Here is a 26,852-nt window from a genome sequence, read left to right as displayed (position 1 = left end):
CCGGCGCGTTACCCGGTCGTAGGGTGACGGCATGTCAACTCATGCCCAGCGCGAACGTCTGCTCCTCGCCGATCTGTTGGAGATGACGGGCCCCGACGCCCCCACACTCTGTGCCGACTGGCGCACCCGTGACCTCGCCGCGCACGTCGTGGTGCGCGAGCGGCGCTCCGACGCGGCCGCCGGCATCGTGTTCAAGCCACTGGCCGCCCGCCTGGAACGGGTGCAGGCGGAGTTCGCGGCCAAGCCGTACGAGGAGCTGATCCAGCTCATCCGCACCGGGCCGCCGCGCCTGTCGCCGTACGCGCTCAAGCCGGTGGACGAGGCGGCCAACACCGTCGAGTTCTTCGTGCACACCGAGGACGTGCGCCGGGCCCAGCCGGACTGGACGCCGCGCGAGCTCGACCCGGTCTTCGAGGACGCCCTGTGGAGCCGGCTGGAGCGCTCGGCCAGGCTGCTCGGCCGCAGGTCGCCGGTGGGGCTGGTGCTCAGACGGCCGGACGGGCGCACCGCCGTCGCGCACCGGGGCGTGCCGGTGGTGACGGTCACCGCGGGGCCCGGCGAGCTGACACTGTTCGCCTTCGGCCGCCAGGACGCGGCACGGGTGGACACGGAGGGTGACCAGGACGCGCTGACGAAGCTCCGTGGGGCGAAACTGGGTATCTGAGGCTCGGGGGCCGCACGGATATCCGACCCGGAAGAACCGGAAGACCCGGAAGAACCGGAAGAAGGCGTCGACCATGTCTTTCCGTAGCAGAACCCTGTTCGGCGACAGCCCGCACGCGGCCTCGTCGCACACCGGCCTCTCGCTGGGGCTCCTGCTGCTGCGCCTCATGGTGGGGATCATCATGGTGGGGCACGGCACGCAGAAGCTCTTCGGCTGGTTCGGCGGTCCCGGTCTGGAGACGACGGGGAAGTTCTTCAGCGAGGCGGGCTACCCCCGGGGCAAGGCCATGGCGCTGATCGCCGGGCTGAGCGAGACGCTGGGCGGGCTGGGGCTGATCCTGGGGTTCCTGACCCCGCTGGCGGCGGCCGCGATCCTGGGCACGATGGTCAACGCGCTCGGGGTGACGTGGGGAGAGTTCTTCCTGCCCAAGGGCGTCGAGTTCACCCTTCTGGTGGCCCTCTGCGCGACCGCGCTGGCGCTGACCGGCCCCGGGGCGTACGCGGTGGACCGCTACCTGCCGGTCCTGCGGACGCACCGGCTGGCGTACGGGGTGGCCGCGATCGCGCTGGCGGTGGTCGTGGGGGCGGTGTTCCTGCTGATCAAGGACTGAGGGCAAGGACTAGGGGGTGTCCGGGTCCGGGGCGCGCCGCCCCGGACCCGGACCGGGCCTCCGTACGCCCTAGCGGACCGGGTGGCCCGCCTCCTTCAGCGCGTCCTTGACGTCGGCGATCCGCAGGTCGCCGAAGTGGAAGACCGACGCGGCCAGCACCGCGTCCGCGCCCGCTTCGACGGCCGGGGCGAAGTGCTCGAGGCGGCCCGCGCCGCCGCTGGCGATGACGGGGACCGTGACGTGGCGGCGCACGGCCGTGATCATCTCGGTGTCGTAGCCGTCCTTGGTGCCGTCGGCGTCCATGGAGTTCAGCAGGATCTCGCCGGCGCCGAGCTCGGCGGCCCGGTGGGCCCACTCCACGGCGTCCATGCCGGTGCCGCGCCGGCCGCCGTGCGTGGTGACCTCGAACGAGCCGGAGGCGGTCCGCCGGGCGTCGACGGACAGCACCAGCACCTGGCGGCCGAAGCGCTCCGCGATCTCGCGGATCAGCTCGGGGCGCTCGATCGCCGCCGTGTTGACGCCGACCTTGTCCGCACCGGCGCGCAGCAGCTTGTCGACGTCCTCGGCGCTGCGGACGCCGCCGCCGACGGTCAGCGGGATGAAGACCTCCTCGGCGGTGCGGCGCACGACGTCGTACGTCGTCTCGCGGTTGCCGGAGGAGGCGGTGATGTCGAGGAAGGTCAGCTCGTCGGCGCCCTCCTGCCCGTAGAGGCGGGCCATCTCGACGGGGTCGCCCGCGTCGCGCAGGTTCTGGAAGTTGACGCCCTTGACGACCCGGCCGTTGTCCACGTCCAGGCAGGGGATCACTCGGACGGCGAGGGTCACGCCGATTCTCCTCTGAATGCTTCTACTTCTACTTCCACCAGTACGCGCGAGTCGACGAAGCCGGAGACCACGACCATGGTCGAGGCGGGCCGGACGCCCTCGAAGAGCTCCTTGTGGGCCCGGCCGACAGCGTCGACGTCGCGCGCGTGGGTGAGGTACATGCGGGTGCGGACGACGGCCTCGGGTCCGAGGCCGAAGTGCTTCAGCGCCTCGAGGGCGTTGCCGAAGGCCACCAGCGTCTGCTCGTACGGGTCGCCCTCGCCGTGGAGGACGCCCTTGACCAGCGGCATCGTCCCGGCGACGAGCACCAGGTCCCCGGCCGCGACGGCACGTGCGAAGCCGATCGCCTCTTCCCAGGGGCTGTCTGTCTGCACGCGCCGCGGTACCGGGGATTCGCTCATACGGACACTGCCTCCAGGGCCTCTTCCAAGGTGAACGCCTTGGCGTAGAGGGCCTTTCCGACGATGGCGCCTTCGACACCCTCCGGTACCAGGGTGGCGATCGCGCGCAGGTCGTCAAGGGAGGAGACGCCGCCGGAGGCCACGACCGGCTTGTCGGTGGCGGCGCAGACGTTCTTCAGCAGCTCGAGGTTGGGGCCCTGGAGCGTGCCGTCCTTGGCGATGTCGGTGACGACGTAGCGGGCGCAGCCCTCGGAGTCGAGGCGGGCGAGCGTCTCGTAGAGGTCGCCGCCGTCGCGGGTCCAGCCGCGGCCGCGCAGGGTGGTGCCGCGGACGTCCAGGCCGACGGCGATGCGGTCGCCGTGCTCGGCGATGACCTTGGCGACCCACTCGGGGGTCTCCAGGGCGGCGGTGCCGAGGTTGACGCGGGTGCAGCCGGTGGCGAGGGCGGCGGCCAGCGAGGCGTCGTCCCGGATGCCGCCGGACAGCTCTACCTTGATGTCCATGGCGCGGACGACCTCGGCGACCTGCGCCCGGTTGTCGCCGGTGCCGAAGGCGGCGTCGAGGTCGACCAGGTGCAGCCATTCGGCGCCGGCCCGCTGCCAGGCCCGCGCGGCGGTGAGCGGGTCGCCGTAGGAGGTCTCGGAGCCGGACTCGCCGTGGACGAGGCGGACGGCCTGTCCGTCGCGTACGTCGACGGCGGGCAGGAGTTCAAGCTTCGGCATTACAGCGTCTCGATCCAGTTGGTCAGCAGCTGGGATCCGGCGTCGCCGGACTTCTCGGGGTGGAACTGGGTGGCCCACAGCGGCCCGTTCTCCACGGCGGCCACGAACGGCTCGCCGTGGGTGGCCCAGGAGACCTTGGGGGCGCGGATGTTGGGGTTGCCGACCTCGAGGCTCCACTGGCGCACGGCGTAGGAGTGCACGAAGTAGTAGCGGGTGGCGGCGTCCAGGCCGGCGAAGAGCTGCGAGCCCTCGGCGGGGGTGACGGTGTTCCAGCCCATGTGCGGCACGACGTCGGCCTTGAGGGGCTCGACGGTGCCGGGCCACTCGTCGAGGCCCTCGGTCTCGACGCCGTGCTCGATGCCGCGCTCGAAGAGGATCTGCATGCCGACGCAGATGCCCATGACGGGGCGGCCGCCGGACAGCCGGCGCCCGATGATCCAGTCGCCGCGCGCGGCGCGCAGCCCCTTCATGCAGGCCTCGAACGCGCCGACGCCGGGGACGAGCAGCCCGTCGGCGTTCATCGCCCGGTCGTAGTCACGGGTGATCTCGACGTCCGCGCCGGCGTGGGCCAGGGCCCGCTCGGCGGAACGGACGTTGCCGAAGCCGTAGTCGAAGACGACGACCTTCTTGGCGGGGGAACTCATGACCACAGCCCTTCGATACGCAGCACACCGGCGGTCAGGCACATCGCCGCGGCGATCCCCAGCAGCACGATCACGCCCTTGGGCATGCCCTGCTTGAGGAACGAGACGATGCCGCCGACGAGGAACAGGCCGACAACTATGAGTACGGTCGACAGGCCGGTCACAGGGCACCCTTCGTGGACGGGATGATTCCGGCGGCGCGCGGGTCGCGCTCGCTCGCGTAGCGCAGGGCGCGGGCCAGCGCCTTGAACTGGCACTCCACGATGTGGTGGGCGTTGCGCCCGTACGGGACGTGGACGTGCAGGGCGATCTGCGCCTGGGCGACGAAGGACTCCAGGATGTGCCGGGTCATCGTCGTGTCGTAGCTGCCGATCATCGGCGCCATGTTCTCGGGCTCGGTGTGCACGAGGTAGGGGCGGCCGGAGAGGTCCACGGTGACCTGGGCGAGGGATTCGTCCAGGGGCACGGTGCAGTTGCCGAACCGGTAGATGCCCACCTTGTCGCCGAGCGCCTGCCGGAAGGCGGCGCCGAGCGCGAGGGCGGTGTCCTCGATGGTGTGGTGGGTGTCGATGTGCAGGTCGCCGTCGGTCTTGACGGTGAGGTCGAAGAGGCCGTGGCGGCCGAGCTGGTCCAGCATGTGGTCGTAGAAGCCGACCCCGGTCGACACGTCGACCTGCCCGGTGCCGTCGAGGTCGATCTCGACCAGGACGGACGTCTCCTTGGTGGTGCGCTCGACGCGCCCAACGCGGCTCATGAGTTGCTCTCCTTGCGAATGGCGCGTACGGCGTCCAGGAACGCGTCGTTCTCGGCGGGGGTGCCCGCGGTGACCCGCAGCCATCCGGGGACGGCGTTGTCCCGTACCAGGACTCCGTGGTCGAGGATGGCCTGCCAGGCGGCGTGGCTGTCGTCGAAGCGCCCGAACTGGACGAAGTTGGCGTCGGAATCGGTCACTTCGCAGCCCATGGCGCGCAGCTCGGTGACGATGCGGTCGCGCTCGGCCTTGAGCTGCTCGACGTAGCCGAGCAGGGTGTCGGTGTGCTCCAGGGCGGCGAGCGCCGTGGCCTGGGTGACGGCCGACAGGTGGTACGGCAGGCGGACCAGCTGCACGGCGTCGACCACCGCAGGGTGCGCGGCGAGGTAGCCCAGGCGCAGCCCGGCCGCGCCGAACGCCTTGGACATGGTGCGCGAGACGACCAGGTTGGGCCGGCCCTCGATGAGCGGGAGCAGCGAGGGGCGGTGGCTGAACTCGCCGTACGCCTCGTCGACGACGACCAGCGAGGGCTTCGCGGCCTGCGCGGCCTCGTGGAGCCGTACGACGGTCTCGGCGTCGACGGCCGTGCCCGTGGGGTTGTTCGGCGAGCAGATGAAGACGACCTCGGGCCGGTGCTCCGCGATGGCGGCCTCGGCGGCGTCGACGTCGATGGTGAAGTCCTCGCGGCGCGGGCCGGAGATCCAGCCGGTGCCGGTGCCGCGCGAGATCAGCGCGTGCATCGAGTACGAGGGCTCGAAGCCGATGGCGGTGCGGCCGGGTCCGCCGAAGGTCTGCAGCAGCTGCTGGATGACCTCGTTGGAGCCGTTGGCGGCCCAGACGCCGGCCATGGTGACCTCGTGGCCCGTGGTGCGGGTGAGGTACTTGGCCAGCTCGGTGCGCAGCTCGACCGCGTCCCGGTCGGGGTAGCGGTTGAGGTGCCGGGCGGCCTCGGCGACGCGCTCGGCGATGCGGGCGACGAGGGGCTCGGGCAGGGGGTAGGGGTTCTCGTTGGTGTTCAGGCGTACGGGCACGTCGAGCTGGGGGGCGCCGTACGGGGACTTGCCGCGCAGTTCGTCCCGGATCGGGAGGTCGTCAATACCGGTCACTTGCTGTCCGGAACCTTCCAGTCGAACCTCGCCCTGATGGCCGCGCCGTGCGCGGGCAGGTCCTCCGCCTCGGCGAGCGTCACCACGTGCCCGGCGATCTCGGCCAGGGCCTCGCGGGTGTAGTCCACGACGTGGATGCCGCGCAGGAAGGACTGGACCGAGAGCCCCGAGGAGTGGCAGGCACAGCCGCCGGTGGGCAGGACGTGGTTGGAGCCGGCGGCGTAGTCGCCGAGCGAGACAGGGGCGTACGGGCCGACGAAGATCGCGCCCGCGTTGCGCACACGGGCGGCGACGGCGGCGGCGTTCTCGGTCTGGATCTCCAGGTGTTCGGCCGCGTAGGCGTCGACGACCGCGAGGCCCTGCTCGATGCCGTCGACCAGCACGATGCCGGACTGGCGCCCGCCCAGGGCGGGCACGATGCGGTCCTCGACGTGCCGGGTGGCCGCGACCTGGGCCTCGAGCTCCTTCTCGACGGCGCTCGCGAGCTCCTCGGAGTCGGTGACGAGCACGGAGGCGGCCAGCGGGTCGTGCTCGGCCTGGCTGATCAGGTCGGCGGCGACGTGCACCGGGTCGGCGGTGCGGTCGGCGAGGACCGCGATCTCGGTCGGGCCGGCCTCGGCGTCGATGCCGATGCGGCCCTTGAGCAGGCGCTTGGCGGCGGCGACCCAGATGTTGCCGGGGCCGGTGACCATGTTGACGGGGCGGCACTCGTCGGTGCCGTAGGCGAACATGGCGACGGCCTGGGCGCCGCCGGCCGCGTACACCTCGTCGATGCCCAGCAGCGCGCAGGCGGCCAGGATCGTGGGGTGCGGCAGCCCGCCGAAGTCGGCCTGGGGCGGGGAGGACACGGCCATGGAGGCGACGCCCGCCTCCTGGGCCGGCACCACGTTCATGATCACGGACGAGGGGTAGACGGACCGGCCGCCCGGCACGTAGAGGCCGACGCGCTCGACGGGCACCCAGCGCTCGGTGACCGTGCCGCCGGGCACGACCTGGACGGTGGTGTCGGTGCGGCGCTGCTCGCGGTGGACGATGCGGGCGCGGCGGATGGACTCCTCGAGAGCAGCCCGGACGGCCGGATCCAGCTCCTCGAGGGCACGGGCGATGGCGTCGGCCGGCACCCGCACCCGGTCGATCCGCACGCCGTCGAAGCGTTCCGCGTAGTCGATCAGTGCCGCGGTGCCGCGATGATGCACGTCGTCGCAGATGGGCCGCACCTTCTCCAGGGCGGCCTCGACGTCGAGCTCGGCACGGGGCAGCAGGTCGCGGTCGATGCCGTTCACAGGGAAGGCGTCGCCGCGCAGATCGATTCGGGAGATCACACGTGCAATTGTCTCAGACCCGCCCTGTCGCACGGCTCCCCGTACCACTCAGTGATACAGGGCCAAAGAGTTGATCTTTTTCTGACCGAGGACGGACAATCGTCCCTCACCGCCGGTGTTCAACCGGTCACCGGGCGGGAAAAGGCCCGGTAACGGGAGGGGGAAGGGCGTGAGCGAGCCACGCGACGGGGAGCCGCCCGCCGGACTGGAGCCCACCGCGGTCGAGCGGGAGATGTGGGAGGCGTTCCGCAACGGCACCACCCTCGACCTGCGCACCTCCTCCCCCGAACAGAACGATCCCGCCGCCCCCTACACCTGGGGCCCCGAGCGCAGCGTGCGTGCCCGCGTCGTCGCCCTGCTGCTGCTCGACGGCCCCTCGGCCCGCCCCGGCCGGGTGGCGGCGCTCAAGCTCAACGGCGTGCAGATCACCGGCACCCTCGACCTGTCCGGCGGCACCGTCGTGCCCTACGTCGAGCTGCACAACTGCCGCTTCGAGCAGCAGCTGCTGCTGCCGGAGACCAGCTTCACCACCCTGCGCCTGGTCGGCTGCGCGATCCCGCGCGTGGAGGCCGCCCGGATCCGCACCGAGGGCGACCTGCACCTGCCCCGCTGCGTCGTCCAGCACGGCATCCGCCTGACCGACGCCCAGATCGGCACGGACCTGCTGCTCAACCAGCTGGTGGTGCGCCGCGACCGGCGCGGGCTGTCCATAGCCGCCGACGGCCTGACGGTCGGACAGGACCTGCAGGCCGAGATGATGCGCTCGCACGGCGAGCTGAGCCTGCGCGGCGCCACGATAGGGGCCTCGCTCAGCCTGCGCGGCTCCACCCTGAACAACCCCTACGGCCGCCGCGCGCTCAACGCCCCGCAGCTGACCGTCGAGCGCACCCTCTACCTCACCTCTGCCGGCCTGGGCGGCTCGCGCCATGGGGGCGTCACCACTCCCCCGTACGGCGTCTCCACCACCGGCGCCCCCGAGCGCGCCGGCCGGCTGCGCCGCTTCGAGTGCCTGGGCGGGGCCCGGCTGGACGACGGGCGGTTCGGGGACGCGGTGGACCTCAGCCAGGCCCGGTTCGTGATGGAGGCGGACCAGGAGCTGTCGCTGCGCCGCGTCCAGACACCCGAGCTGCGCTTCCTGGGGGAGCGGCAGGAGCGCGGGCGGGTGGTGCTGTCGGGGGCGCGGGTGGTCAACCTCGTCGACCGGTACGACAGCTGGCCGGGGCCGGGCGGGCTGGTGATGGCCGGCTTCACCTACGAGAACCTGATCCCGCTGGGCTCCTTCCCGCTGGCCCGCCGCCTGGACTGGGTGGCGGCGGCCACACCCGAGTACGCGCCGGAGCCCTACGAGCGGCTGGCCGGCGCCCTGCGCACCAGCGGCGAGGACGCCGACGCGCGGGCGGTGCTGCTGGCCAAGCAGCGCCGCCGCCGCGAGACGCTGCCGCTGGCCGGCAAGACCTGGGGGTACCTGCAGGACTGGACGGTGGCCTACGGCTACCGGCCCGGCCGGGCGGCGGTGTGGATGGCGGTGCTGTGGGCGCTGGGCGCCGTCTACTTCGCCTACCGCCCGGTGCCCGCGCTGAAGGAGGGCGAGGGCCCGGCCTGGAACGCCGCGCTGTACACCCTGGACCTGCTGCTGCCGGTCATCGACCTCGGCCAGGGCACCGCCTGGCGCCCGGCGGGCGGCCAGCAGTGGGTGGTGGCGGTGCTCACCCTGCTGGGCTGGATCCTGGCCACGACGGTAGCGGCGGGCGCCTCGCGCCTGCTGCGCCGGCAGTGAGACGGGCCGGGAGAGGGGGCCCGCGCGGCCACGGCACGCTCAGCCCCCGGTGAAATCCCCGGCCCGACCGGCCGCACGGCCGTTAGGCTTACCCGCCGTGACCACCGCGCGCCTTCCGATCTTCCCGCTGAACTCGGTGCTGTTCCCCGGCCTCGTGCTGCCGCTGAACGTCTTCGAGCAGCGGTACCGCACGATGATGCGCGCCCTGGCGCAGCTCCCCGAGGACGCGCCGCGCCGTTTCGGGGTGGTCGCCATCCGCGACGGGCACGAGGTGGCGCCCAGCGCGCCGGGCCTGCCCGACGAGGCGCGCCCGGAGCCGGGCCCGGCGACCGGTTTCGGCCCCGACCCGATGAAGGCCTTCCACACGGTGGGCTGCGTCGCCGACGCCGCCACGATCCGCGAGCGCCAGAACGGCACGTACGAGGTGCTGGCGACGGGCACCACGCGCTTCCGGCTGCTGTCGGTGGACACCTCGGGCCCGTACCTGACGGGCGAGGTGGAGGAGATCGAGGAGCGGCAGGGCGACGAGGCGGGGGCCCTGGCCTCCGGTGTCGTACGGGCCTTCCGGGCGTACCAGAAGCGGCTGGCCGGGGCGAGCGAGGCGTCGCTGGCGGGCCGGGCGGAGCTGCCCGGTGAGCCGCGGGTGCTGTCCTACCTGGTCGCGGCGGCGGCGGTGCTGGACACCCCGGCCAAGCAGCGGCTGCTGCAGGCACCCGACACGGCGTCCCGGCTGTCGGAGGAGCTGCGGCTGCTGCGTGCCGAGACGGCGGTGATAGGTAAGCTCCCGTCGCTGCCGGCCGTCGATCTGACCCGGCGGCCGACCAGCCCGAACTAGGCGAAGGGGGACGCCGGTCTTGGCCAGGAAGCCCAAGAGGAACCAGTCGTCCGCATCCACGCCGGCGATCGTCGCCCTCGAGCGGGCGGGCACGGCGTTCTCCGTGCACGCCTACGAGCACGACCCTGCCTCCCCCTCCTACGGCGAGGAGGCCGCCCAGGCGCTGGGCATGGAGCCGGGCCGGGTCTTCAAGACGCTCGTGGCCGACGTGGACGGCACCCTGACCGTGGCCGTCGTCCCCGTCTCGGGCTCGCTCGACCTCAAGGCGCTGGCGGCGGCGGTCGGCGGCAAGCGGGCGGCGATGGCCGACCCGGCGGCCGCCGAGCGCACCACGGGGTACGTGCGGGGCGGGATCTCCCCGCTGGGGCAGCGCAAGCGGCTGCCGACCGCGCTGGACGCCTCCGCGCGCTCGTACACCACCATCTGTGTCTCGGCCGGGCGCCGCGGGCTCGAGGTCGAGCTCTCCCCCGCCGACCTGGCCCTTCTGACGGACGCGATCCTCGCGCCGATCGCCCGCGACTGAGCCTTGGCCCACGCGCGGGCTGGACTGTTGTGCGGCCCTTCGCTACGAACGGGGGGCGGGCCGCCGCACGTGCGGCCCCGCGCAGGGAGGGACCGCCATGTCCAAGCGCACCCGCAAACGCCGCTGGCGCCTGAAAAAGAACCGAGCCAACCACGGCCGCCGCCCGGCTTAGGACAGGCCTGGCCGACAGTCGGGTTGCCAACAGTCGGGTTGTGGGCAGTCGTTCCGCTGGGGCGGAACGGGTGGGCACAACCCGACCACCGGCCCGCACCGGGCAGTCAGCGCTCAGCACCACCGGAGCCCGGCGCCGGCTCCCCCCACTGCCGGAACTCCGGATGCGAGGGCTCCGGGTCGCGGGGCCCGAAAAGAGCCGTCAACCCAAGGTGCACAGCCATAGCGGCCAGCGGAAAGGCCAGCAGCATCCCCTTGGCCGCCAACTTCAGCGGCGCCTCGAAGACCACCCCCTTGCCCACGGCCCGCGCGTGCGCGGCCACGTCGGGCGTCGGCCCGAGCCAGACACCCACCCGCCAGCCGATCACCGAGGCCAGCAGCGACCCGGCCGCGAGCCCCACGACGATCGCGATGCCGCCCTTGCGGTGGAAGAGGAAGACCAGGGCCGCGAAGACCGCGCCGAACGCCAGACCCAGCAGCGCGAACCAGCCGTCGGCGCCGATGGCCTGCTCGCCCTCGGTGTTCTTGAGGTAGACGGCCTTGCCGTCCGAGACCAGCGGTACCCGGGGCGCCAGCCACAGCCACAGCAGTCCCAGCAGCACACCGGAGACGGTCACGACGGCGAGGATCACGGCCGCCTGGCGCAGCTCGGTGCGGGTCTCCTCGGAGAGACCGGCCGGGCGGTCCCCGAGGTCGTGCCCGGCGGGCGGCGTGCCCGGCGTGGGCCCGGGGCCGGGGTCCGGGTCGGAGGAGGAGTTGCCGTGCGGCGTCAGCGGTGCGGTCACCCCGCCATCGTGCCAGGTGGCCGCGGGCCCCCCGGCGTCAGGACGCTCGCTGCGGCGCGTCACCGCACGGCCGCCCTGCGGTAGGCCCAGGTGGCCACCGCCAGCGACACCACGCCGACCGCGGCGCACACCCCCAGGTCGGCCGCCACCAGCAGCCAGTCGGGGCGCGCGTCGAAGCTGCGCGCCAGGGCCTCCACGCCGTAGGTGGACGGCAGCAGGTCGCGCGCGTAGGCGATGGGCGCCGGCATGTGCTCGGCCGGCAGCACGCCGAGCAGCAGCGCCGCCGACATGCCCAACTGGCCGCACAGGGTCGCCAGTTCCTGGCGCGGCGCGAGCAGGCCCAGGGCCGCGCCCAGCCCGGCCAGGGCCGCGCCGGACAGCGGGATCACCGCGGCCAGTACCCACAGGTGCGTCATCGGCAGCTCGAACAGCACGCTGCCCACCACGGCGGTGACGGCCGTGCCGGGCGCGGTGAAGGACGCGTACGCCCCGGCCGCCCCCAGCACGACGGCGGCCGGTGGCACCGGCAGCGTCGCGTAGTGGTCCAGGCCGCCGCTGGCCCGCAGCTGGCCGAAGTACTGGGCGAGGAGGTTCAGCGCGACGAACGCCACGACCAGCACGCTGGAGCCGGCCACGACGGCCCGCGCCTCGGCGCCGCCGTCGACGACGCCCCGCATGAGGATCATGATGCCGATGGACTGGAACGTCGCCACGAACAGCAGCGGGATCCGCGCCACGCGGGCCCGCGAGAGCTGCGCCCGGTAGACCGCCGCCAGCGCGGGCAGCAGCCGGGCGCGGGGTGCGAGCGGGGCGGCGCCGGCGCCGTCCTCGCCCGCCCGGGACGGGGCCCGGCTCCCGGCACGGGCCTGTTCCGGCACCGCCTCGGCGGAAGCAGCGGAAGCAGCAGTCACGCTCACCCCTTCATCAGCCCTTTCTCGCGGCCGCCCAGGGCCAGGTAGACATCCTCCAGGCTGGGCGTGGCGAGCGTGAAATCGTCGAGCGCGGCGAAGGCGGGGCCGCCGGTCACGGCGGCGACGGCGGCGCGCGCCTCGGCCGGGCCGAGCCGCAGCGACCAGCGGCGGCCGGTCTCCCGGGCCCCGTCGCGCAGCGCGGCCACCTCGGGGACCTCGAGCGGGGGCGCGTCGCGCCACACGAGGTCGACCCGGACCTCGTCGCCGACGAGCTCCTTGAGGCCGGCCGGGGTGTCGCAGGCGATGATCCGGCCGCGCTCGAGCACCGCGACGCGGTCCAGCACGGTCTCGGCCTCGATGACGTTGTGGGTGACCAGCAGCACCGTGGCCCCGCGCTCGGCGCGCCGCCGGTCCACGGCGGCCCACACGGCGCGGCGCGCCACGGGGTCCATGCCGGTGGTCGGCTCGTCCAGCACCAGCAGCGGCCGGTCGCCGACCAGGGCGGCGGCGAAGCAGGCGAGGCGGCGCTGGCCGCCGGAGAGCTTCTTCAGGGGGCGCCCGGAGATCTCGGCGAGGCCGAGTTCGTCGATGACGGCGTCGCGCTCGGCGCGGGCGTCGCGCAGGCTCATGCCGCGCAGCCGGCCGGTGGTCTCGGCGGCCAGGGCGACGGTCAGCTCGTCGAGGGCGGTGGACTCCTGGCCGAGGTAGCCGATGAGGCGGGAGGCGCGCTCGGGGTGGCGGACGAGGTCGTGGCCGAGCAGTTCGACGCTGCCCTCGTCCGGGCGCAGCAGGCCGGTGAGCTGGCGTACGAGGGTGGTCTTGCCGGCGCCGTTGGGGCCGAGCAGTCCGAAGATCTCACCGCGCCGGACGTCGAGGTCGATGCCGTCGCTGGCCCGGACGGCGGCCGCGCCGGGCGCGCCGCGGCGGGCGCGCGCGGCGGGGTAGGTCTTGACGAGGCCGCGTACGGCACACACCGTGTCGCCTGCGGCTCGCTCTGCCTGTTTCGCGCCCGTTCTCACGAGCTATGAGGGTACGCGCCCGGACGCCTGCGGCTTGCTTTGGGGTGCGTGGTGGGTTCGGCCGAGGCGTCAGTCCCCCGCCGGCGCGTGCTCCGCCGCGGTGCGGGCGTCGATTTCGCGCCAGAAGCCGGCGCGGATCGCGTAGCGGTCGTGTTCGTCGATCTGGTCGTCCTTGTGGGCGAGGAGCCCGAAGCGGGCGGCGTAGCGCAGCAGCTCGCCGTCGATGCGGTGCGGGATGCGCGGGTACTCGGTGGACAGGTGCTGCAGGTGGACGGCGTCGGTGATGCGCTCGGTCCAGCGGCGGGCGAAGACCTGGCCGACCTCGAAGGGGTCGCCGCCGACGGTGGTGATGTCCTCCTCGCGGTCCGCCCAGCGCTGCTCGGCGCTGGTGAGCTGGGCCAGCATGGGCAGGGCGGCGGTTTCGGGGGGCTCTCCGAGGCCACTGCCGGCGCCGCGCTCGACCCAGCCCTTGTCGGAGGACCAGCGCAGAGTGGCGTTGGGGGTGCCGGAGGGCGTCCCGGTCTGCGCGGCGGCCGGCTGGGGGTCCTTGCCGGCCGGGCCCCGGCCGAGTCCGGCGAGGTCCTTCGGGGTGGGCACGCCCCGCCCGGCGGGGGTGTCCGCGCCGCGGTCGCCGTTGGGGCACGGCGGGGCGGCGGGCCCCGGCCGGGTGCCGTTGCGCCCGGCGGCGGGGGCGTCGGCCGGGCGGCCGGAAGCGGCGGCGGCCGCCGCGGTCTCGGGCAGCGGGGCCGCGAGGATCGCGGCGATCTCGGGCCGGGGCGCGGGCGGCGGGGCGCAGATGCCGGTGAGCTCCTTGGCGCGGACCGCGCGGGTGATCCACGTACGGTCCAGGACGCGCCGCTCGTCGGCCTCGGCGACCAGGTCCTCGGACTGGTTGTAGTCGCCGTCGGCGGCTTGCACGGCCCACAGGTGGACGGCGACGCCGTGTTCCTTGGCGGACATCAGGCCCGGCAGCAGGTCGCCGTCGCCGGTGACGAGCACGATGTCGGAGCAGGCGCGGTTGCGGGCGAGCTCGGTGAGCTCGGCGTGCATGGCGGCGTCGACGCCCTTCTGTGCCCAGCGGCCGTCGCTGCGGGTCAGGGCGCCCAGCCGGACGGTGACGCGGGACATCACCCGCAGCCGGCGGTGCTCGGGCTGCGGCACCCGGTCGGGGGCGCCGTCGAACCAGTAGATGCGCAGCAGCGGCCGCTGGGTGTCGGCCTCGGCGCGTTCGCGCAGGCCTTGGATCAGGGTGGCGTGATCGACGGTGATACGGGACCGGGCGGGTTCCCCGGCCAGCAGGCTCGCGGCGGCGCCCAGTAGATATCCGGCGTCCACCAGGACGACGCAGCGGTCCACGTTCCACCCTCTTTTCTCGGGTTTCCCCTGATGTCAGAAGTGCGGTCGCCCCCCGGCACCTGCGTGCCCCGGTTCCGTTGGCTTTCCCAGGAGTCTGCCCGACCGCGCGGGGGTTATCAGTCCGAACTGGATCTTCGGCGTGGCGGATACGGGCTGCGGCCGATAAGTACCCCTGTCACCCACGGTAATTACCCGAAATGCGCGCTTGTTCGCCCCGTGGGAGGGTGGGCCGAGGGGGTCGTCCCGATGTGGAGGCACTTCAGCATGGCCAAGAACAAGAACCGGAAGCAGCCGTCCTCGAGCGCCGCCGAGCGCGGGCAGCAGCAGGCCCGGAAGTCGTCGATGGAGTCCCAGTCGGAGCAGCGGGCCTCCCAGGTGACCCCGGGCGACGTGGCGCGCAAGGGCAAGCAGAAGCGCTTCGGTCACAACTGACCGGCGCTTGGATGCGCTTGAGGGGCGCGTCCGCTCGTAGCGGGCACGCCCCTCGCGCGGTGGTGCCGTCCGGGTGCGGGCTCAGCCCGCCAGGCAGGACGGGCCGAGCAGCTGCTTGAGGTCGCCGAAGAGGGCCGGGTCGGGCGTGACCCGGTGCCGGTCCAGGCGGAGCACGGTCGTCTTGCGGGCCCCCTGGAGCTTGATCCGCACCTCGGTCGAGCCCCGGTGGTGGCTGAGCACCTGGCCCAGCCGCTCGACGAGCGGCGGGGTGACCTTCACCGTGGGGATGGAGATGATCACCGGCGCGTTGGTGCCGGCGTTGGACAGGTCGGGGACCATCAGCTCCATGGCGACCAGGCGGGGGATGTCCTCGCGCTTGTCGAGCCGGCCCTTGACGAAGACGACGGCGTCCTCGACGAGCTGGGTGGAGACCAGCTGGTAGGTGGCGGGGAAGAACATGCAGTCGATGGAGCCGGCCAGGTCCTCCACGGTGGCGATGGCCCAGGCGTTGCCCTGCTTGGTCATCTTGCGCTGCAGTCCGGAGATGATGCCGCCGATGGTCACGATCGCGCCGTCGGCGTGCTCACCGCCGGTGAGCTGGGAGATCGAGGCGTCGGCCTTGTCGTTGAGGACGTGCTCGATGCCGAAGAGCGGGTGGTCGGAGACATAGAGGCCGAGCATCTCGCGCTCCTGGGCCAGCAGGTAGGCCTTCTCCCACTCGACGTCGGAGAACTCCACGTCCAGCCCGAAGCCGGGGCCCTCGTCGCCGCCCTCGTCGCCCATGCCGCCGAACAGGTCGAACTGTCCCTCGGCCTCCTTGCGCTTGACCTGCACCACGTTGTCGATCATCGGTTCGTAGTGCGCGGTGAGGCCCTTGCGGGTGTGCCCCATCTCGTCGAAGGCGCCGGCCTTGATCAGCGATTCGACGGTGCGCTTGTTGCAGACGACGGCCTCGACCTTGTCGAGGAAGTCGGGGAAGGAGGTGTACTTCCCCTTCGACTTGCGGCAGCGGATGATCGAGTCGACGACGTTGGCGCCGACGTTGCGCACGGCGGTGAGGCCGAAGAGGATCACGTCGTCGCCCTGGGCGGCGAAGTTCGCCTCGGACTCGTTGACGTTCGGCGGGAGCACCTTGATGCCCATGCGGCGGCACTCGTTGAGGTAGGTCGCCGACTTGTCCTTGTCGTCCTTGACCGAGGTCAGCAGGGCCGCCATGTACTCGGCGGGGTGGTTGGCCTTGAGGTAGGCCGTCCAGTACGAGACCAGGCCGTACGCGGCCGAGTGGGCCTTGTTGAAGGCGTAGCCGGCGAAGGGGACCAGCACGTCCCACAGGGCCTGGATGGCCTCGTCGGTGTAGCCGTTCTTCCGGGCGCCCTCCTGGAAGATGGTGAAGTTCTTCGCCAGCTCCTCGGGCTTCTTCTTGCCCATGACGCGGCGGAGGATGTCGGCCTCGCCGAGCGAGTACCCGGCGATGATCTGGGCGGCCTTCTGGACCTGCTCCTGGTAGACGATCAGACCGTAGGTGACGGCCAGGACCTCTTCGAGGGGCTTCTCCAGATCCGGGTGGATCGGGGTGATCTCCTGCTGCTTGTTCTTGCGCAGCGCGTAGTTGGTGTGCGAGTTCATGCCCATCGGGCCCGGCCGGTACAGGGCGGACACGGCGGAGATGTCTTCGAAGTTGTCGGGCTTCATCAGCCGCAGCAGGGACCGCATGGGGCCGCCGTCGAACTGGAAGACGCCGAGGGTGTCACCGCGCTGGAGCAGGTCGAAGGTCGTGGGGTCGTCGAGCGGCAGGGCCAGGAGATCGATGTCGATCCCCTTGTTGGCCTTCACCATCTTGACGGCGTCGTCCATGATCGTGAGGTTGCGCAGGCCCAGGAAGTCCATCTTCAGCAGGCCCAGCGACTCACAGCTGGGGTAGTCCCACTGGGTGATGGTCACGCCGTCGGAGTGGCGCACCCAGACGGGGACGTGGTCGGTGATCGTCTCGCTGGACATGATCACGCCGGCCGCGTGCACACCCATCTGCCGGACCAGGCCCTCGACGCCCATGGCGGTGTCGATGACCTTCTTCACGTCCGGCTCGTTCTCGTACATCCCGCGGACCTCGCCGGCCTCGCTGTAGCGCGGGTGCGTGGGGTCGGTGATGCCGGAGAGGGGGATGCCCTTGCCGAGGACGTCGGCGGGCATCGCCTTGGTGATGCGGTCGCCCATCGCGTAGGGGTAGCCCAGGACGCGGGCGGAGTCCTTGATGGCGTTCTTGGCCTTGATGGTGCCGTAGGTGCCGATCATGGCGACCTTGTCGGCGCCGTACTTCTCGGTGACGTACCGGATCACCTCGGCGCGCCGGCGCTCGTCGAAGTCGATGTCGACATCGGGCATGGAGATGCGCTCGGGGTTGAGGAAGCGCTCGAAGATCAGGCCGTGCGGGATCGGGTCGAGGTCGGTGATGCCCATGGCGTAGGCGACGATCGAGCCGGCCGCGGAGCCTCGGCCGGGGCCGACGGCGATGCCCTGGTTCTTGGCCCACATGATGAAGTCGGCGACCACGAGGAAGTAGCCCGGGAAGCCCATCGAGATGATGGTGTCCATCTCGTACTCGACCTGCTTCATGCGGTCCTCGGGGATGCCGCCGGGGAAGCGGCGGTGCATGCCCCGCATGGTCTCCTCGCGGAACCAGGTGACCTCGGTGTAGCCCTCGGGGATGTCGAACTTGGGCATCAGGTTCCGGAACTGGAACATGCCCTCGGTGTCGATCTGGTCGGCGACCAGCTGGGTGTTGGCGCACCCCTCCTGCCAGGCGTCCGAGGAGTCGATGGCGTACATCTCGTCCGTGGACTTCAGGTAGTAGCCCGAGCCGTCGAAGCGGAAGCGGTCGGGGTCGGAGAGGTTCTTGCCGGTCTGGATGCACAGCAGGGCGTCGTGGGCGGTCGCCTCGTGCGCGTAGGTGTAGTGCGAGTCGTTGGTGACCAGGGGCGGGATGCCGAGCTTCTTGCCGATCTCCAGCAGGCCGTCGCGGACCCGGCGCTCGATCTCGATGCCGTGGTCCATCAGCTCCAGGAAGTAGCGGTCCTTGCCGAAGATGTCCTGGTACTCGGAGGCCGACTTCAGGGCCTCGTCGAACTGGCCCAGGCGCAGCCTGGTCTGCAGCTCGCCGGAGGGGCAGCCGGTGGAGGCGATCAGCCCCTCGGACCACTGGCTGATGGTCTCCTTGTCCATCCGGGGCCACTTGGTCAGCCAGCCCTCCTTGTAGGCGTCGGAGGACAGCCGGAAGAGGTTGTGCAGGCCGGTGGCGTTGGCCGCCCAGATGGTCTTGTGGGTGTAACCACCCGAACCGGAGACGTCGTCGCGCTTCTGGTGCGGCTGGCCCCAGGTGATCCTGCGCTTGTTGCGCCGGGACTCGGGGGCCACGTACGCCTCGATGCCGATGATCGGGGTGATCCCGGCCTTCTGGGCGGAGTGGAAGAAGTCGTAGGCGCCGTGGAGGTTGCCGTGGTCGGACATGGCGATGTGTGTCATGCCCATCTCATTGCAGGCATTGAACATGTCCTTGAGCCGCGCAGCACCGTCCAGCAGCGAGTACTGGGTGTGGACGTGCAGGTGCGTGAACGGCGTCTTGGCCACGGTGGACGACCTCCGGTGGGGTGGCAGCGGGTCGGAAGGGGCAGTTTCGAAGGTTACCGGCCCCCACCGACAGCCGTGGGCACGCGCCGGTAGCCTCGGGCGTTGAGGACGGCAGCACATGTGTCCGCCCGATGACCCTCCCCCGGCCGGTGCCGGGGGTGCCCGCAAGGAGAGACCGACGATGGCGACCGAGCACGACCGGGCCACGCAGCGCGGCGAGGAGATCCTCGCCGTTTTCGACACCGCCTTCGGCGAGCTGCTCGCGGCCGACCCGGCCGCCTTCCGCGTCAAGTTCCGGAAGATGGCCGCCTCCGCCTTCGCCTTCTACCGGGGCACGGCCTGCCTCTTCTACTCCGACCTCGAGCACGGGCGGGACGCCGGGCCGTACCTGGACGACCGCACCAGCAGGGTGTGGATCCACGGCGACCTGCACGCCGAGAACTTCGGCACCTACATGGACGCCAACGGCCGCCTGGTCTTCAACGTCAACGACTTCGACGAGGCCTACGTCGGCCCCTTCACCTGGGACCTCAAGCGCTTCGCCGCCTCGGTGGCCCTGCTGGGGTACACCAAGGCGCTGAGCGACGAGAAGATCGGCGAGCTGGTGCGGATCTACGCCGCCGCCTACCGCGAGCGCATCCACGCCCTGGCCACCGGCGTCCACCACGAGGAGCTGCCGCCCTTCACCCTGGACACCGCCGACGGCCCCCTGCTGGACGCGCTGCGCGAGGCCCGCTCGCTGACCCGCTTCGGGCTGCTGGCCACGATGACGGAGATCAGGGAGTTCGAGCGGCGCTTCCTGGCCGACGGCGGCTCCGTCGAGCTGGACGCCGCCACCCGCTACAAGATCCTCGCGGCCTTCGACGGCTACCTCGAGACGCTGCCGGACACCAGCCTGGCCCGTCCCGACTCCTACCGGGTCAAGGACGTCGTCGGGCGCCGCGGCATCGGCATCGGCAGCGCGGGGCTGCCCTCGTACAACATCCTCCTCGAGGGCAACAGCGACGCCTTGGAGAACGACGTCGTCATCTACATGAAGCAGGCCCAGACCCCGGCCGTCTCCCGGCACATCACCGACCCCCGGGTGCGCGGCTACTTCCACCACGAGGGCCACCGCACGGTGATCTCCCAGCGCGCCCTGCAGGACCACGCCGACCCGTGGCTGGGGTGGACGGAGCTGGACGGCACCGGGCAGCTGGTCGCCGAGGTCTCGCCGTACGCCGTCGACCTGGACTGGTCGGACATCGACGACCCGGCGCAGATCGCGGCCGTCGTCGCCGACCTGGGCCGCGCCACCGCCACCATGCACGCCGCCGCCGACGACCAGAGCGGCCACTCGCTGGTGCCGTTCTCCACCGAGCGGGCCATCGACGCCGTCATCGCCGCCGACGAGGAGGGCTTCGGCGAGCTGCTGGTGGACTTCGCGCACACCTACGGCGCCCGCGCCCGCGCGGACCACCAGATCTTCGTGGACCTCTTCCGCAACGGACGGATCCCCGGGCTGTGACCCCGTGAACAGGGAGCTTTAGTTCCGGCTTACCGCACGGCATGGCACACTCGGCCACCATGGACATATCGGCGGCACGACTGCGGGCACTACGCGCCGCGCTGTTCTCGGCGCTGTGCGTGCTGCTGTCCGCCGCCTCCCATGTGCTGCTGTCCGGCAGGGCCCTGCCCGTGCCGGCGGTCGCCGGGGCGGGCGCCGCCGTCTTCGCGCTGGCCTACGCCCTCGCGGGCCGCGAGCGCGGCTACCGGCACATCGCCGCCCTCCTCGTCCCGCTCGAGCTGGCCGCCGGCGCGCTCTTCGCCGCCGGCCAGGAGACCTGCTACGGCCGGTCCGGCCATCCCACCCCCGGCGCCCTGACCTGGCTGTGCCAGGGCAGCATGGGCACCCCCCTCGCCCGGTACGCCGCCCCCGAGGCGGCCCCCTGGCTGCTGCTCGCCGGGCACATCGCCGTCGGCCTGCTGGCCGCCGCCTGGCTGCGGCGCGGCGAGGCCGCGCTGTGCGCGCTGCTGCGCGCCGCGGCGGCGGCCGCCTTCCGGCCGCTGCGGCTGGCGGCGGCGGTGCTCGCCGCGCCCGCCCCCGACCGGGGCGCGCCCGTGCGGCCCGGCGGCCACGGCCCGCGGGCCCACTCGCTGCCCCTGCTCGTCCACTCCGTGATCCGGCGCGGTCCCCCGCTCGGGCCCGTCCTCGTCTGAGGGCCCCGAGCAGTACGGAACCACCGCACCCACGAACGCATCACGGAGCAGCATCACCATGAGCAAGCGCAACAACTGGGAGAACAAGCAGAACGCCCGCGAGCGGCTGCGCGCCGAGCGCGAGCAGCAGGCGAAGCGGGAGAAGACCCGGCGCCAGTTCCTCGTCGCCGGCACCATAGTCGCCGTCCTCGCGGTCGCGGGCGGCATCGGCTACGCCGCGACCCAGCTGGGCGGCGACAGCGGCAAGAGCACCAACGCCGCCTGGAAGGCCGCCTCCGAGCAGACCCTGGTCAAGCCCGCCAACACCGCCGGCGACAAGGGCACCGAGGTCGTCATCGGCAAGAAGGACGCCAAGCACACCCTGGACGTCTTCCAGGACATGCGCTGCCCGATCTGCTCGGTCTTCGAGCAGAACGTCGGCGACACGATCGACAAGGACGTCAAGGACGGCAAGTACAAGGTCTCCTACCACGTCGGCACCTTCCTCGACCGCAACCCCGCGATCGCGGGCACCGGTTCGAAGAACGCCCTCAGCGCGCTGGGCGCCGCCCTGAACGTGAGCCCCGAGGCCTTCAGCGCCTACAACAAGGCGCTCTACGCCAAGGCGAACCACCCCGAGGAGACCAAGGACGACTTCGCCGACGACGCGGTCCTGCTGAAGGTCGCCCAGCAGGTCCCGGCGCTCAAGGGCAACGCCGCCTTCGAGAAGGACGTCAAGGACGGCACCTTCGACAAGTGGGCGCTGGAGATGTCCGACTCCTTCGACAAGGTCAAGGACGTCACGGGCACCCCGACCGTCAAGTTCGACGGCAAGAAGGTCACCGTCGAGACCGGGCAGGGACAGGGCGTCCCGATGACGGCCCAGCAGTTCGAATCGGCCATCGCCGAGCGCCTGAAGTAGGGCCTTCGGGGGCCGCCGGCCGTCCCCTCACCGATGCCGAATCTTGACACGACACCCGGCGGTCGCCGTGGCACACTCGGCGTCATGGAGGGGACGGGCGTTCGGTTCAGGGCGGTGCGCGCCGCGCTGTTCACGGCGCTCTGCGTCACCCTGTCGGCGACCTCCCATGTCCTGCTCTCCAGGACGCCGTTGCCGGCCGCGACGGTCGCCGCGGTCACCGCGGCCTGCTTCGCCGTCGCCTACGCGCTGGCCGGCCGCGAGCGCGGCTACGGCCCGATAGCCGCGCTGCTGGTCCCCCTGGAGCTGGCGGCGGACACCGTCTTCACCACCGGCCAGCACGCCTGTTACGGGCAGGCCGGCGGGCCCGTGGCGGGTCCGCTGCGCTCGATGGGGGTCGATCTGGTCTGCCGCGGCGGCGAGTTCGGCACGCCGTTCGCGGCGCGCGAGGCCGCGGTCGGCTCGGCCACCCCCTGGTTGCTGCTCGCCGCGCACATCGCGGTCGGGCTGCTGGGCGCCGCCTGGCTGCGGCGCGGCGAGGTGGCGCTGGCCCGGCTGCTGCGCGCGGTGGCCGCGCTCGCCTTCCGGCCGCTGCCGGCGGCTGCCGCCCTCGGCCCGTACGCCCCGGCCGGCGCCCGTCGGCGGCCCGTGCGGGACACCCTTCGGGCCCGTACCCTCCCGCTCCTCGTGCACTCCGTCGTACGGCGGGGACCGCCCCTGTGCCCGGCATCCGCCTGAGCACAGCACTACGCACCGGTCCCTTTTTCCACCCGTATGTCCACGGAGGCATCCGTCATGAGCAACCGCAACAACCCCCAGAACAAGGCCGCCGCCCGCGAGCGCCTGCGCGCCGAGCGCGAGCGCCAGGCGAAGCGGGACAAGACCCGCCGCAAGGTGCTGGTGGGCGTGGGCATCGTCGCCGTCCTCGCGGCCGCGGGCGGCATCGGCGTGGCCGTCACCAACGCCACCGACGGCGGCAAGAACACCAAGGTCAGCAGCGAGGACTGGATCTCGGCGGCCAAGAAGTCGGATTTCAAGGCACCCGCCAACACCACGGGCGACAAGGGCACCTCGATCGTCGTCGGCAAGCAGGACGCCAAGAACACCCTCGAGGTCTTCGAGGACATGCGCTGCCCGATCTGCTCGGGCTTCGAGCAGTCCGTCGGTGAGGTCGTGGCCAAGGACATCAAGGACGGCACGTACAAGGCGCAGTTCCGGATGGGCGCCTTCCTGGACCGCAACCCGATGATCAAGGGCTCGGGCTCGAAGAACGCCCTCAGCGCTCTCGGCGCCGCCCTGAACGTGAGCCCCGAGGCGTTCCTGGAGTACAAGAAGGCGCTGTTCGCGCAGAAGAACCACCCGCAGGAGCAGGACGACGCGTTCTCCGACGACAGCCGGCTGATCGAGATCGCGCAGGAGGTCCCCGCCCTCAAGGGCAAGGCGTCCTTCGAGAAGGACGTCAAGGACGGCACCTTCGACAAGTGGGCCCTGGGCGTCTCCGACTCCTTCGACACGTTCGTCGGCCCGGACAAGGAGATCAAGGGCACCCCGGGCCTCAAGCTCAACGGCAAGGTGCTCGGCGACGAGCGGGGCCAGGCTCCGCAGGCAGCGGAGATGTTCAAGACCCTGGTCGAGCAGAACCTCAAGAAGTAGCCGGCGGGCGACGGGCGGGCGAACTCCTGGGTTCCGCCCGTCCGGACCCTTACCGCCGGTCTTACCGGGCAGTAAACTGACGACCCGTGATATCACCCGACATATCGCGGCGTACCGCCGTCACGGCCGCCGCGGCCACCGCGACCGCCGCTCTGCTCCCCTCGGTCTCCGCCCAGGCGGCCACGGCCGACTCCGACCCGCCGTCAGCCGCGGCCCCTGCCTTCGTCCATGGCGTCGCCTCAGGCGACCCGCTTCCCGACGGCGTCCTGCTGTGGACCCGCGTCACGCCCTCCCCCGATGCCACGCCCGGCTCGGGGCGCGGCCCGGCGGTCGAGGTCACCTGGCAGGTCGCCGAGGACGACGGGTTCAGCCGCGTCGTCGCCCACGGCACAGTGACCGCCCAGGCGGCCGGCGACCACACCGTCAAGGCGGACGTGCGCGGACTGCGCCCCGCCACCGGCTACTTCTTCCGCTTCACCGCCGGCGGCATCCACTCCCCCACCGGCCGCACCCGCACCGCGCCCGCCCGCGACGCCGCCGTCGACGGCATCCGCTTCGGCGTGGTCTCCTGCGCCAACTGGGAGTCGGGCCACTTCTCCGCGTACCGCCACCTGGCCACGCGCCGCGACCTGGACGCCGTCTTCCACCTCGGCGACTACATCTACGAGTACGGCACCGGCGAGTACCCGGCCGCCGGGCGCGTCGTACGGCCGCACGCCCCCACGCACGAGATCGTCACCCTGGCCGACTACCGCGTCCGCCACGCCCGTTACAAGACCGACCCCGACCTGCAGGCGCTGCACCACGCGCACCCGGTCGTGGCCATCTGGGACGACCACGAGTTCGCCAACGACACCTGGCCGGGCGGCGCCGAGAACCACACCCCCGGCACCGAGGGCGAGTGGGCGAAGCGCATCGCCGCCGCCAAGCAGGCGTACTTCGAGTGGATGCCCGTACGCCCCTCCATCGAGGGCACCACCTACCGGCGGCTGCGCTTCGGCAGACTCGCCGACCTGCACCTGCTGGACCTCAGATCCTTCCGCTCGCAGCAGGTGAAGTCGGGCAGCGGCAAGGTGGACGACCCCGAGCGCACCATCACCGGCCGCGCCCAGCTGGACTGGCTCAAGGAGGGCCTGGCCTCCTCCGACACCTCCTGGCGCCTCGTCGGCAACCCGGTGATGATCTCCCCGGTCGCCTTCGGCTCGCTGCCCGCCCACCTCCTGGAGCCCCTGGCCAAGCTGCTGGGGCTGCCCTCGGGCGGACTGACCATCAACTCCGACCAGTGGGACGGCTACACCGACGACCGCCGCGAGCTGATCGCCCACCTGACCGACCGCGGCATCGGCAACACCGTCTTCCTCACCGGCGACATCCACATGGCGTGGGCCACCGACGTGCCGAAGAAGGCCGCGACGTACCCGCTGTCCTCGTCGGCGGCCACGGAGTTCGTGGTCACCTCGGTCTCCTCCGACAACCTCGACGACATCCTGCGCGTGGCGCCCCACACGGTGTCCGTGGCGGCCGCGACGGCCATCAAGGCCGCCAACCGGCACGTGAAGTGGCTCGACATGGACTCGCACGGCTACGGCGTCCTGGACGTCACCGCCGAGCGGGCGCAGATGGACTACTACGTCCTCTCCGACAAGCGCGACCCGGCGGCCACCTCCTCCTGGACCCGCTCCTACCGCACCCTTTCCGGGACGCAGAAGGTCGAGCGGGTCCACGCGCCCGTGCGCTGACAGCGCACGCCCCAGGGGGTCCCCTAGTCCCGGCCCGCGCCGATGTCCTCGAGGAAGCCGAGCGCCACCCGCCAGGTGGCCTCGGCGGCCTCGGCGTCGTAGTCGTCCAGCTCCGGGTCGGTGAACAGGTGCCCGGCGCCCTGGTAGCGGTGCACCTCCACGTCCGCGCCCGCCCGCCGCATCCGCAGGTACCAGGCGGTCAGCCAGTCGTGCGGCTCGAACGGGTCGGGGTCGGCGACGTGCAGCTGCACCGGCAGCTCGTCGACTGCCGTGTCCTCGGCGAGGTCGGAGGTGCCGTGCAGGAGCAGCAGGCCGCGCGCCTTCTCGTCGTTCAGCGCCAGGTTCTGCGCGATCGAACCGCCGAGCGAGAACCCCGCGTAGACCACGCCCCGGTCGGAGAACGGCGCGGCGGCGGTCACCGCACGGCGCAGCAGCTCCTCCTGGCCGATCTCGTCCTTGATCGCCATGCCGTCCTCGACGGTGTCCGCCGTCCGGCCGTCGTAGAGGTCCGGCACGTGCACCTCGTGCCCGGCGGCGCGCAGGCGCTCGGCGGCGGCGTGCACCGCGGGCCGCAGCCCGTAGGCCGAATGAAAAAGGACGATCGTGGTAGGGGACGCCACTGGAGGTTCACTTCCTTACAGCTGTGGGGGCTCCCCCGGCGTGAGCCGGGGGAGCGTGCTCCCATCGTGCCAGCTACGTTCGGAAGGGACGCCCACCGGAGAGGGCCACCGGCCGCCGGAAGGAGCGGAAGCGCCCATGGAGCAGATACTGCGTCCCCTCGCGGTCCTCGGCGGGGCCGTACTGATCACCCTGGTGGCGGGCTGGGCCGCCGACCGGGTGCTGCGGCTGATCGCGGCCCGGCACCCGGAGACCCCGCTGTGGCGGCTGCTGCACCGCTGCCGGATACCGCTGCGGCTGGTGCTGTGCGCCGCCCTGCTGCTCGGCGCCCACCGCTCGGCGGAGCTGTCGGAGGAGCACGAGAAGACCGTGGCGCACGTGCTGACGCTCGTGCTGATCGGGGCGTGCGCCTGGCTCGCGGTCCGGGTGGCGGCGGCGGTGGTGGAGGCCACCTACGCCCGCTATGCCGCGGGCGCCCAGGACCCGGCGCGGGTGCGCCGGGTGCGCACCCAGGTCACCCTGATCCAGCGGGTGGTGACGGCCGCGGTGATCGTGGTGGCGGTCGCGTCCATGCTGCTGACCTTCCCCGCCATGCAGACCGCGGGGGCGTCCCTGCTGGCCTCGGCCGGCGTCATCGGCATCGTCGCCGGCATCGCGGCCCAGTCGACGCTGGGCAACATCTTCGCGGGCCTGCAGATCGCCTTCGGCGACATGGTGCGCATCGGCGACACGGTCGTGGTGGACAGCCAGTGGGGCACCGTCGAGGAGATCACCCTCACCTATCTGGTGGTGCGCACCTGGGACGAGCGGCGGGTGACGATGCCGGTGTCGTACTTCACCGGCAGACCGTTCGAGAACTGGTCGCGGGGCGACGCCCGGATGACGGGCACGGTCTTCCTCCACCTGGACCACGCCGCCCCCGTCGCCCTGCTGCGCGAGCGCCTGCACGACGTGCTCAAGTCGACCCTCGAGTGGGACGGCCGCGCCTGGAACCTGGTCGTCACGGATACCACGCCCACCACGATCCAGGTCCGGGCCCTGATGACGGCCCGCAACTCCGACGACATATGGGCGCTGCGCTGCCTGGTCCGCGAGGAGCTGGTGTCCTGGCTGGGCCGCGAGCACCCGTACGCGCTCCCGCGGATCAGCACCGCCCCGGCGCCCTGCGCGGACCGGGAAGCCGGCCCTCCGCGGACCCCGCCGGCGGCGGAGGACACGGGGCCGGGCCCGGGGACGGCGTGAGGGCGGTGCGGGTCGGCACCGGGCC

27 protein-coding genes are annotated in these 26,852 nt (G+C 72.2%); 13 read left to right on the top strand and 14 right to left on the bottom strand.

Annotated elements, in window-relative coordinates; translation table 11 throughout:
* The first annotated feature begins 31 nt into the window (after positions 1–31).
* Together ACIG36_RS04205 and ACIG36_RS04200 are read left to right on the top strand one after the other, a co-directional pair.
* Positions 32–664: a TIGR03085 family metal-binding protein gene (locus ACIG36_RS04205; protein WP_399921538.1), complete on the top strand. Its 633-nt coding sequence runs from the start codon at positions 32–34 to the stop codon at positions 662–664.
* 73 nt (positions 665–737) lie between these two features.
* Positions 738–1,274, top strand: coding sequence for a DoxX family protein (locus tag ACIG36_RS04200; RefSeq protein ID WP_399921535.1), 537 nt, complete (start codon positions 738–740; stop codon positions 1,272–1,274).
* 69 nt (positions 1,275–1,343) lie between these two features.
* Here ACIG36_RS04200 and hisF read toward each other — a convergent pair whose 3' ends face one another.
* Genes hisF through hisD form a run of 8 tightly spaced genes read right to left on the bottom strand, consistent with a single transcriptional unit; the run spans position 1,344 to position 7,045 of the window.
* A complete protein-coding gene (hisF, locus tag ACIG36_RS04195; protein ID WP_399921532.1) occupies positions 1,344–2,099 on the bottom strand; it encodes an imidazole glycerol phosphate synthase subunit HisF in 756 nt (251 codons plus the stop codon).
* Positions 2,096–2,500, bottom strand: a complete 405-nt coding sequence (locus ACIG36_RS04190) for a RidA family protein (protein ID WP_399921529.1) — start codon at positions 2,498–2,500, stop codon at positions 2,096–2,098. The genes hisF and ACIG36_RS04190 overlap by 4 nt, the downstream gene beginning before the upstream one ends.
* A complete protein-coding gene (priA, locus tag ACIG36_RS04185) occupies positions 2,497–3,222 on the bottom strand; it encodes a bifunctional 1-(5-phosphoribosyl)-5-((5-phosphoribosylamino)methylideneamino)imidazole-4-carboxamide isomerase/phosphoribosylanthranilate isomerase PriA (protein WP_399921526.1) in 726 nt (241 codons plus the stop codon). The genes ACIG36_RS04190 and priA overlap by 4 nt, the downstream gene beginning before the upstream one ends.
* Positions 3,222–3,866: an imidazole glycerol phosphate synthase subunit HisH gene (gene hisH, locus ACIG36_RS04180; protein ID WP_399921523.1), complete on the bottom strand. Its 645-nt coding sequence runs from the start codon at positions 3,864–3,866 to the stop codon at positions 3,222–3,224. Before hisH ends, priA begins: the two co-directional genes overlap by 1 nt.
* The gene (locus ACIG36_RS04175; RefSeq protein ID WP_399921520.1) at positions 3,863–4,030 is read right to left on the bottom strand and encodes a hypothetical protein; all 168 of its coding nucleotides are present in this window, start codon (positions 4,028–4,030) and stop codon (positions 3,863–3,865) included. The genes hisH and ACIG36_RS04175 overlap by 4 nt, the downstream gene beginning before the upstream one ends.
* Positions 4,027–4,620 (bottom strand): imidazoleglycerol-phosphate dehydratase HisB, encoded by a 594-nt coding sequence (gene hisB, locus ACIG36_RS04170; RefSeq protein WP_399921518.1) that lies wholly within the window; start codon positions 4,618–4,620, stop codon positions 4,027–4,029. Before hisB ends, ACIG36_RS04175 begins: the two co-directional genes overlap by 4 nt.
* Positions 4,617–5,723: a histidinol-phosphate transaminase gene (locus tag ACIG36_RS04165; protein WP_399921515.1), complete on the bottom strand. Its 1,107-nt coding sequence runs from the start codon at positions 5,721–5,723 to the stop codon at positions 4,617–4,619. The genes hisB and ACIG36_RS04165 overlap by 4 nt, the downstream gene beginning before the upstream one ends.
* Positions 5,720–7,045: a histidinol dehydrogenase gene (hisD, locus tag ACIG36_RS04160; protein ID WP_399921512.1), complete on the bottom strand. Its 1,326-nt coding sequence runs from the start codon at positions 7,043–7,045 to the stop codon at positions 5,720–5,722. Before hisD ends, ACIG36_RS04165 begins: the two co-directional genes overlap by 4 nt.
* 169 nt (positions 7,046–7,214) lie before the next feature.
* On the opposite strand from hisD, the gene ACIG36_RS04155 reads away from it, so the two are divergent.
* The 3 genes from ACIG36_RS04155 to ybaK all read left to right on the top strand — a co-directional run bounded on the left by ACIG36_RS04155 (position 7,215) and on the right by ybaK (position 10,180).
* Positions 7,215–8,822, top strand: coding sequence for an oxidoreductase (locus ACIG36_RS04155; protein WP_399921509.1), 1,608 nt, complete (start codon positions 7,215–7,217; stop codon positions 8,820–8,822).
* 97 nt (positions 8,823–8,919) lie between these two features.
* Positions 8,920–9,657, top strand: coding sequence for an LON peptidase substrate-binding domain-containing protein (locus ACIG36_RS04150; protein WP_399921506.1), 738 nt, complete (start codon positions 8,920–8,922; stop codon positions 9,655–9,657).
* Positions 9,658–9,676: 19 nt separating this feature from the next.
* Complete coding sequence (gene ybaK / locus ACIG36_RS04145; RefSeq protein ID WP_399921503.1) at positions 9,677–10,180, top strand: Cys-tRNA(Pro) deacylase; 504 nt, start codon at positions 9,677–9,679, stop codon at positions 10,178–10,180.
* Between the two features lie 278 nt (positions 10,181–10,458).
* Here the strand turns inward: ybaK and ACIG36_RS04140 are convergent, their stop codons facing one another.
* The 4 genes from ACIG36_RS04140 to ACIG36_RS04125 all read right to left on the bottom strand — a co-directional run bounded on the left by ACIG36_RS04140 (position 10,459) and on the right by ACIG36_RS04125 (position 14,422).
* Positions 10,459–11,136 carry an ABC transporter permease gene (locus tag ACIG36_RS04140; protein WP_399921500.1) on the bottom strand — a complete coding sequence of 226 codons (678 nt, stop codon included), beginning with the start codon at positions 11,134–11,136 and terminating at the stop codon, positions 10,459–10,461.
* 59 nt (positions 11,137–11,195) lie between these two features.
* On the bottom strand, positions 11,196–12,014 hold the full coding sequence (locus ACIG36_RS04135) for an ABC transporter permease (RefSeq protein ID WP_399922194.1): 819 nt from the start codon (positions 12,012–12,014) through the stop codon (positions 11,196–11,198).
* Between the two features lie 35 nt (positions 12,015–12,049).
* Entirely contained in the window at positions 12,050–13,021 is a 972-nt protein-coding gene (locus tag ACIG36_RS04130) for an ABC transporter ATP-binding protein (protein ID WP_399921497.1), read from the bottom strand.
* A gap of 114 nt (positions 13,022–13,135) precedes the next feature.
* Entirely contained in the window at positions 13,136–14,422 is a 1,287-nt protein-coding gene (locus tag ACIG36_RS04125) for an NYN domain-containing protein (RefSeq protein ID WP_399921494.1), read from the bottom strand.
* A 264-nt stretch (positions 14,423–14,686) separates the two neighbouring features.
* Between ACIG36_RS04125 and ACIG36_RS04120 the strand changes: the two genes are divergently transcribed.
* Positions 14,687–14,854: a hypothetical protein gene (locus ACIG36_RS04120; RefSeq protein WP_399921491.1), complete on the top strand. Its 168-nt coding sequence runs from the start codon at positions 14,687–14,689 to the stop codon at positions 14,852–14,854.
* An 81-nt stretch (positions 14,855–14,935) separates the two neighbouring features.
* On the opposite strand, the gene dnaE is transcribed toward ACIG36_RS04120, so the two are convergent.
* Positions 14,936–18,478, bottom strand: coding sequence for a DNA polymerase III subunit alpha (dnaE, locus tag ACIG36_RS04115; protein WP_399921488.1), 3,543 nt, complete (start codon positions 18,476–18,478; stop codon positions 14,936–14,938).
* Positions 18,479–18,659: 181 nt separating this feature from the next.
* Between dnaE and ACIG36_RS04110 the strand changes: the two genes are divergently transcribed.
* From ACIG36_RS04110 to ACIG36_RS04085, 6 genes are all read left to right on the top strand, one after another.
* Positions 18,660–19,985, top strand: a complete 1,326-nt coding sequence (locus tag ACIG36_RS04110) for a DUF2252 domain-containing protein (protein WP_399921485.1) — start codon at positions 18,660–18,662, stop codon at positions 19,983–19,985.
* A 59-nt stretch (positions 19,986–20,044) separates the two neighbouring features.
* The gene (locus ACIG36_RS04105; protein WP_399921482.1) at positions 20,045–20,677 is read left to right on the top strand and encodes a hypothetical protein; all 633 of its coding nucleotides are present in this window, start codon (positions 20,045–20,047) and stop codon (positions 20,675–20,677) included.
* Between the two features lie 58 nt (positions 20,678–20,735).
* Entirely contained in the window at positions 20,736–21,578 is an 843-nt protein-coding gene (locus ACIG36_RS04100) for a thioredoxin domain-containing protein (RefSeq protein ID WP_399921479.1), read from the top strand.
* A gap of 84 nt (positions 21,579–21,662) precedes the next feature.
* On the top strand, positions 21,663–22,313 hold the full coding sequence (locus ACIG36_RS04095) for a hypothetical protein (protein ID WP_399921476.1): 651 nt from the start codon (positions 21,663–21,665) through the stop codon (positions 22,311–22,313).
* Between the two features lie 57 nt (positions 22,314–22,370).
* Positions 22,371–23,228 carry a thioredoxin domain-containing protein gene (locus ACIG36_RS04090; protein ID WP_399921472.1) on the top strand — a complete coding sequence of 286 codons (858 nt, stop codon included), beginning with the start codon at positions 22,371–22,373 and terminating at the stop codon, positions 23,226–23,228.
* Between the two features lie 86 nt (positions 23,229–23,314).
* On the top strand, positions 23,315–24,967 hold the full coding sequence (locus tag ACIG36_RS04085) for an alkaline phosphatase D family protein (protein WP_399921469.1): 1,653 nt from the start codon (positions 23,315–23,317) through the stop codon (positions 24,965–24,967).
* A gap of 23 nt (positions 24,968–24,990) precedes the next feature.
* Here the strand turns inward: ACIG36_RS04085 and ACIG36_RS04080 are convergent, their stop codons facing one another.
* On the bottom strand, positions 24,991–25,587 hold the full coding sequence (locus tag ACIG36_RS04080; RefSeq protein ID WP_399921466.1) for a dienelactone hydrolase family protein: 597 nt from the start codon (positions 25,585–25,587) through the stop codon (positions 24,991–24,993).
* A gap of 136 nt (positions 25,588–25,723) precedes the next feature.
* Here ACIG36_RS04080 and ACIG36_RS04075 point away from each other — a divergent pair, with 136 nt between their 5' ends.
* On the top strand, positions 25,724–26,827 hold the full coding sequence (locus ACIG36_RS04075) for a mechanosensitive ion channel family protein (RefSeq protein WP_399921463.1): 1,104 nt from the start codon (positions 25,724–25,726) through the stop codon (positions 26,825–26,827).
* Positions 26,828–26,852 lie beyond the last annotated feature (25 nt).

Source organism: Streptomyces sp. NPDC053048 (assembly GCF_044547045.1).
Classification (GTDB): domain Bacteria; phylum Actinomycetota; class Actinomycetes; order Streptomycetales; family Streptomycetaceae; genus Streptomyces.
The sequence above is the reverse complement of the archived record's forward strand: the minus strand, read 5'-3'. Positions and strand labels throughout refer to the sequence as shown.

Bases quoted from the DNA above. Each gene is read 5' to 3' on its own strand.
- ACIG36_RS04090 (WP_399921472.1), top strand. From the start codon at position 22,371: ATGAGCAACCGCAACAACCCCCAGAACAAGGCCGCCGCCCGCGAGCGC.
- priA (WP_399921526.1), bottom strand. From the start codon at position 3,222: ATGCCGAAGCTTGAACTCCTGCCCGCCGTCGACGTACGCGACGGACAG.
- ACIG36_RS04120 (WP_399921491.1), top strand. From the start codon at position 14,687: ATGGCCAAGAACAAGAACCGGAAGCAGCCGTCCTCGAGCGCCGCCGAG.
- ACIG36_RS04095 (WP_399921476.1), top strand. From the start codon at position 21,663: ATGGAGGGGACGGGCGTTCGGTTCAGGGCGGTGCGCGCCGCGCTGTTC.
- ACIG36_RS04190 (WP_399921529.1), bottom strand. From the start codon at position 2,500: ATGAGCGAATCCCCGGTACCGCGGCGCGTGCAGACAGACAGCCCCTGG.
- ACIG36_RS04105 (WP_399921482.1), top strand. From the start codon at position 20,045: ATGGACATATCGGCGGCACGACTGCGGGCACTACGCGCCGCGCTGTTC.
- hisB (WP_399921518.1), bottom strand. From the start codon at position 4,620: ATGAGCCGCGTTGGGCGCGTCGAGCGCACCACCAAGGAGACGTCCGTC.
- ACIG36_RS04110 (WP_399921485.1), top strand. From the start codon at position 18,660: ATGGCGACCGAGCACGACCGGGCCACGCAGCGCGGCGAGGAGATCCTC.
- hisH (WP_399921523.1), bottom strand. From the start codon at position 3,866: ATGAGTTCCCCCGCCAAGAAGGTCGTCGTCTTCGACTACGGCTTCGGC.
- ACIG36_RS04200 (WP_399921535.1), top strand. From the start codon at position 738: ATGTCTTTCCGTAGCAGAACCCTGTTCGGCGACAGCCCGCACGCGGCC.
- ACIG36_RS04205 (WP_399921538.1), top strand. From the start codon at position 32: ATGTCAACTCATGCCCAGCGCGAACGTCTGCTCCTCGCCGATCTGTTG.
- ACIG36_RS04100 (WP_399921479.1), top strand. From the start codon at position 20,736: ATGAGCAAGCGCAACAACTGGGAGAACAAGCAGAACGCCCGCGAGCGG.
- ACIG36_RS04075 (WP_399921463.1), top strand. From the start codon at position 25,724: ATGGAGCAGATACTGCGTCCCCTCGCGGTCCTCGGCGGGGCCGTACTG.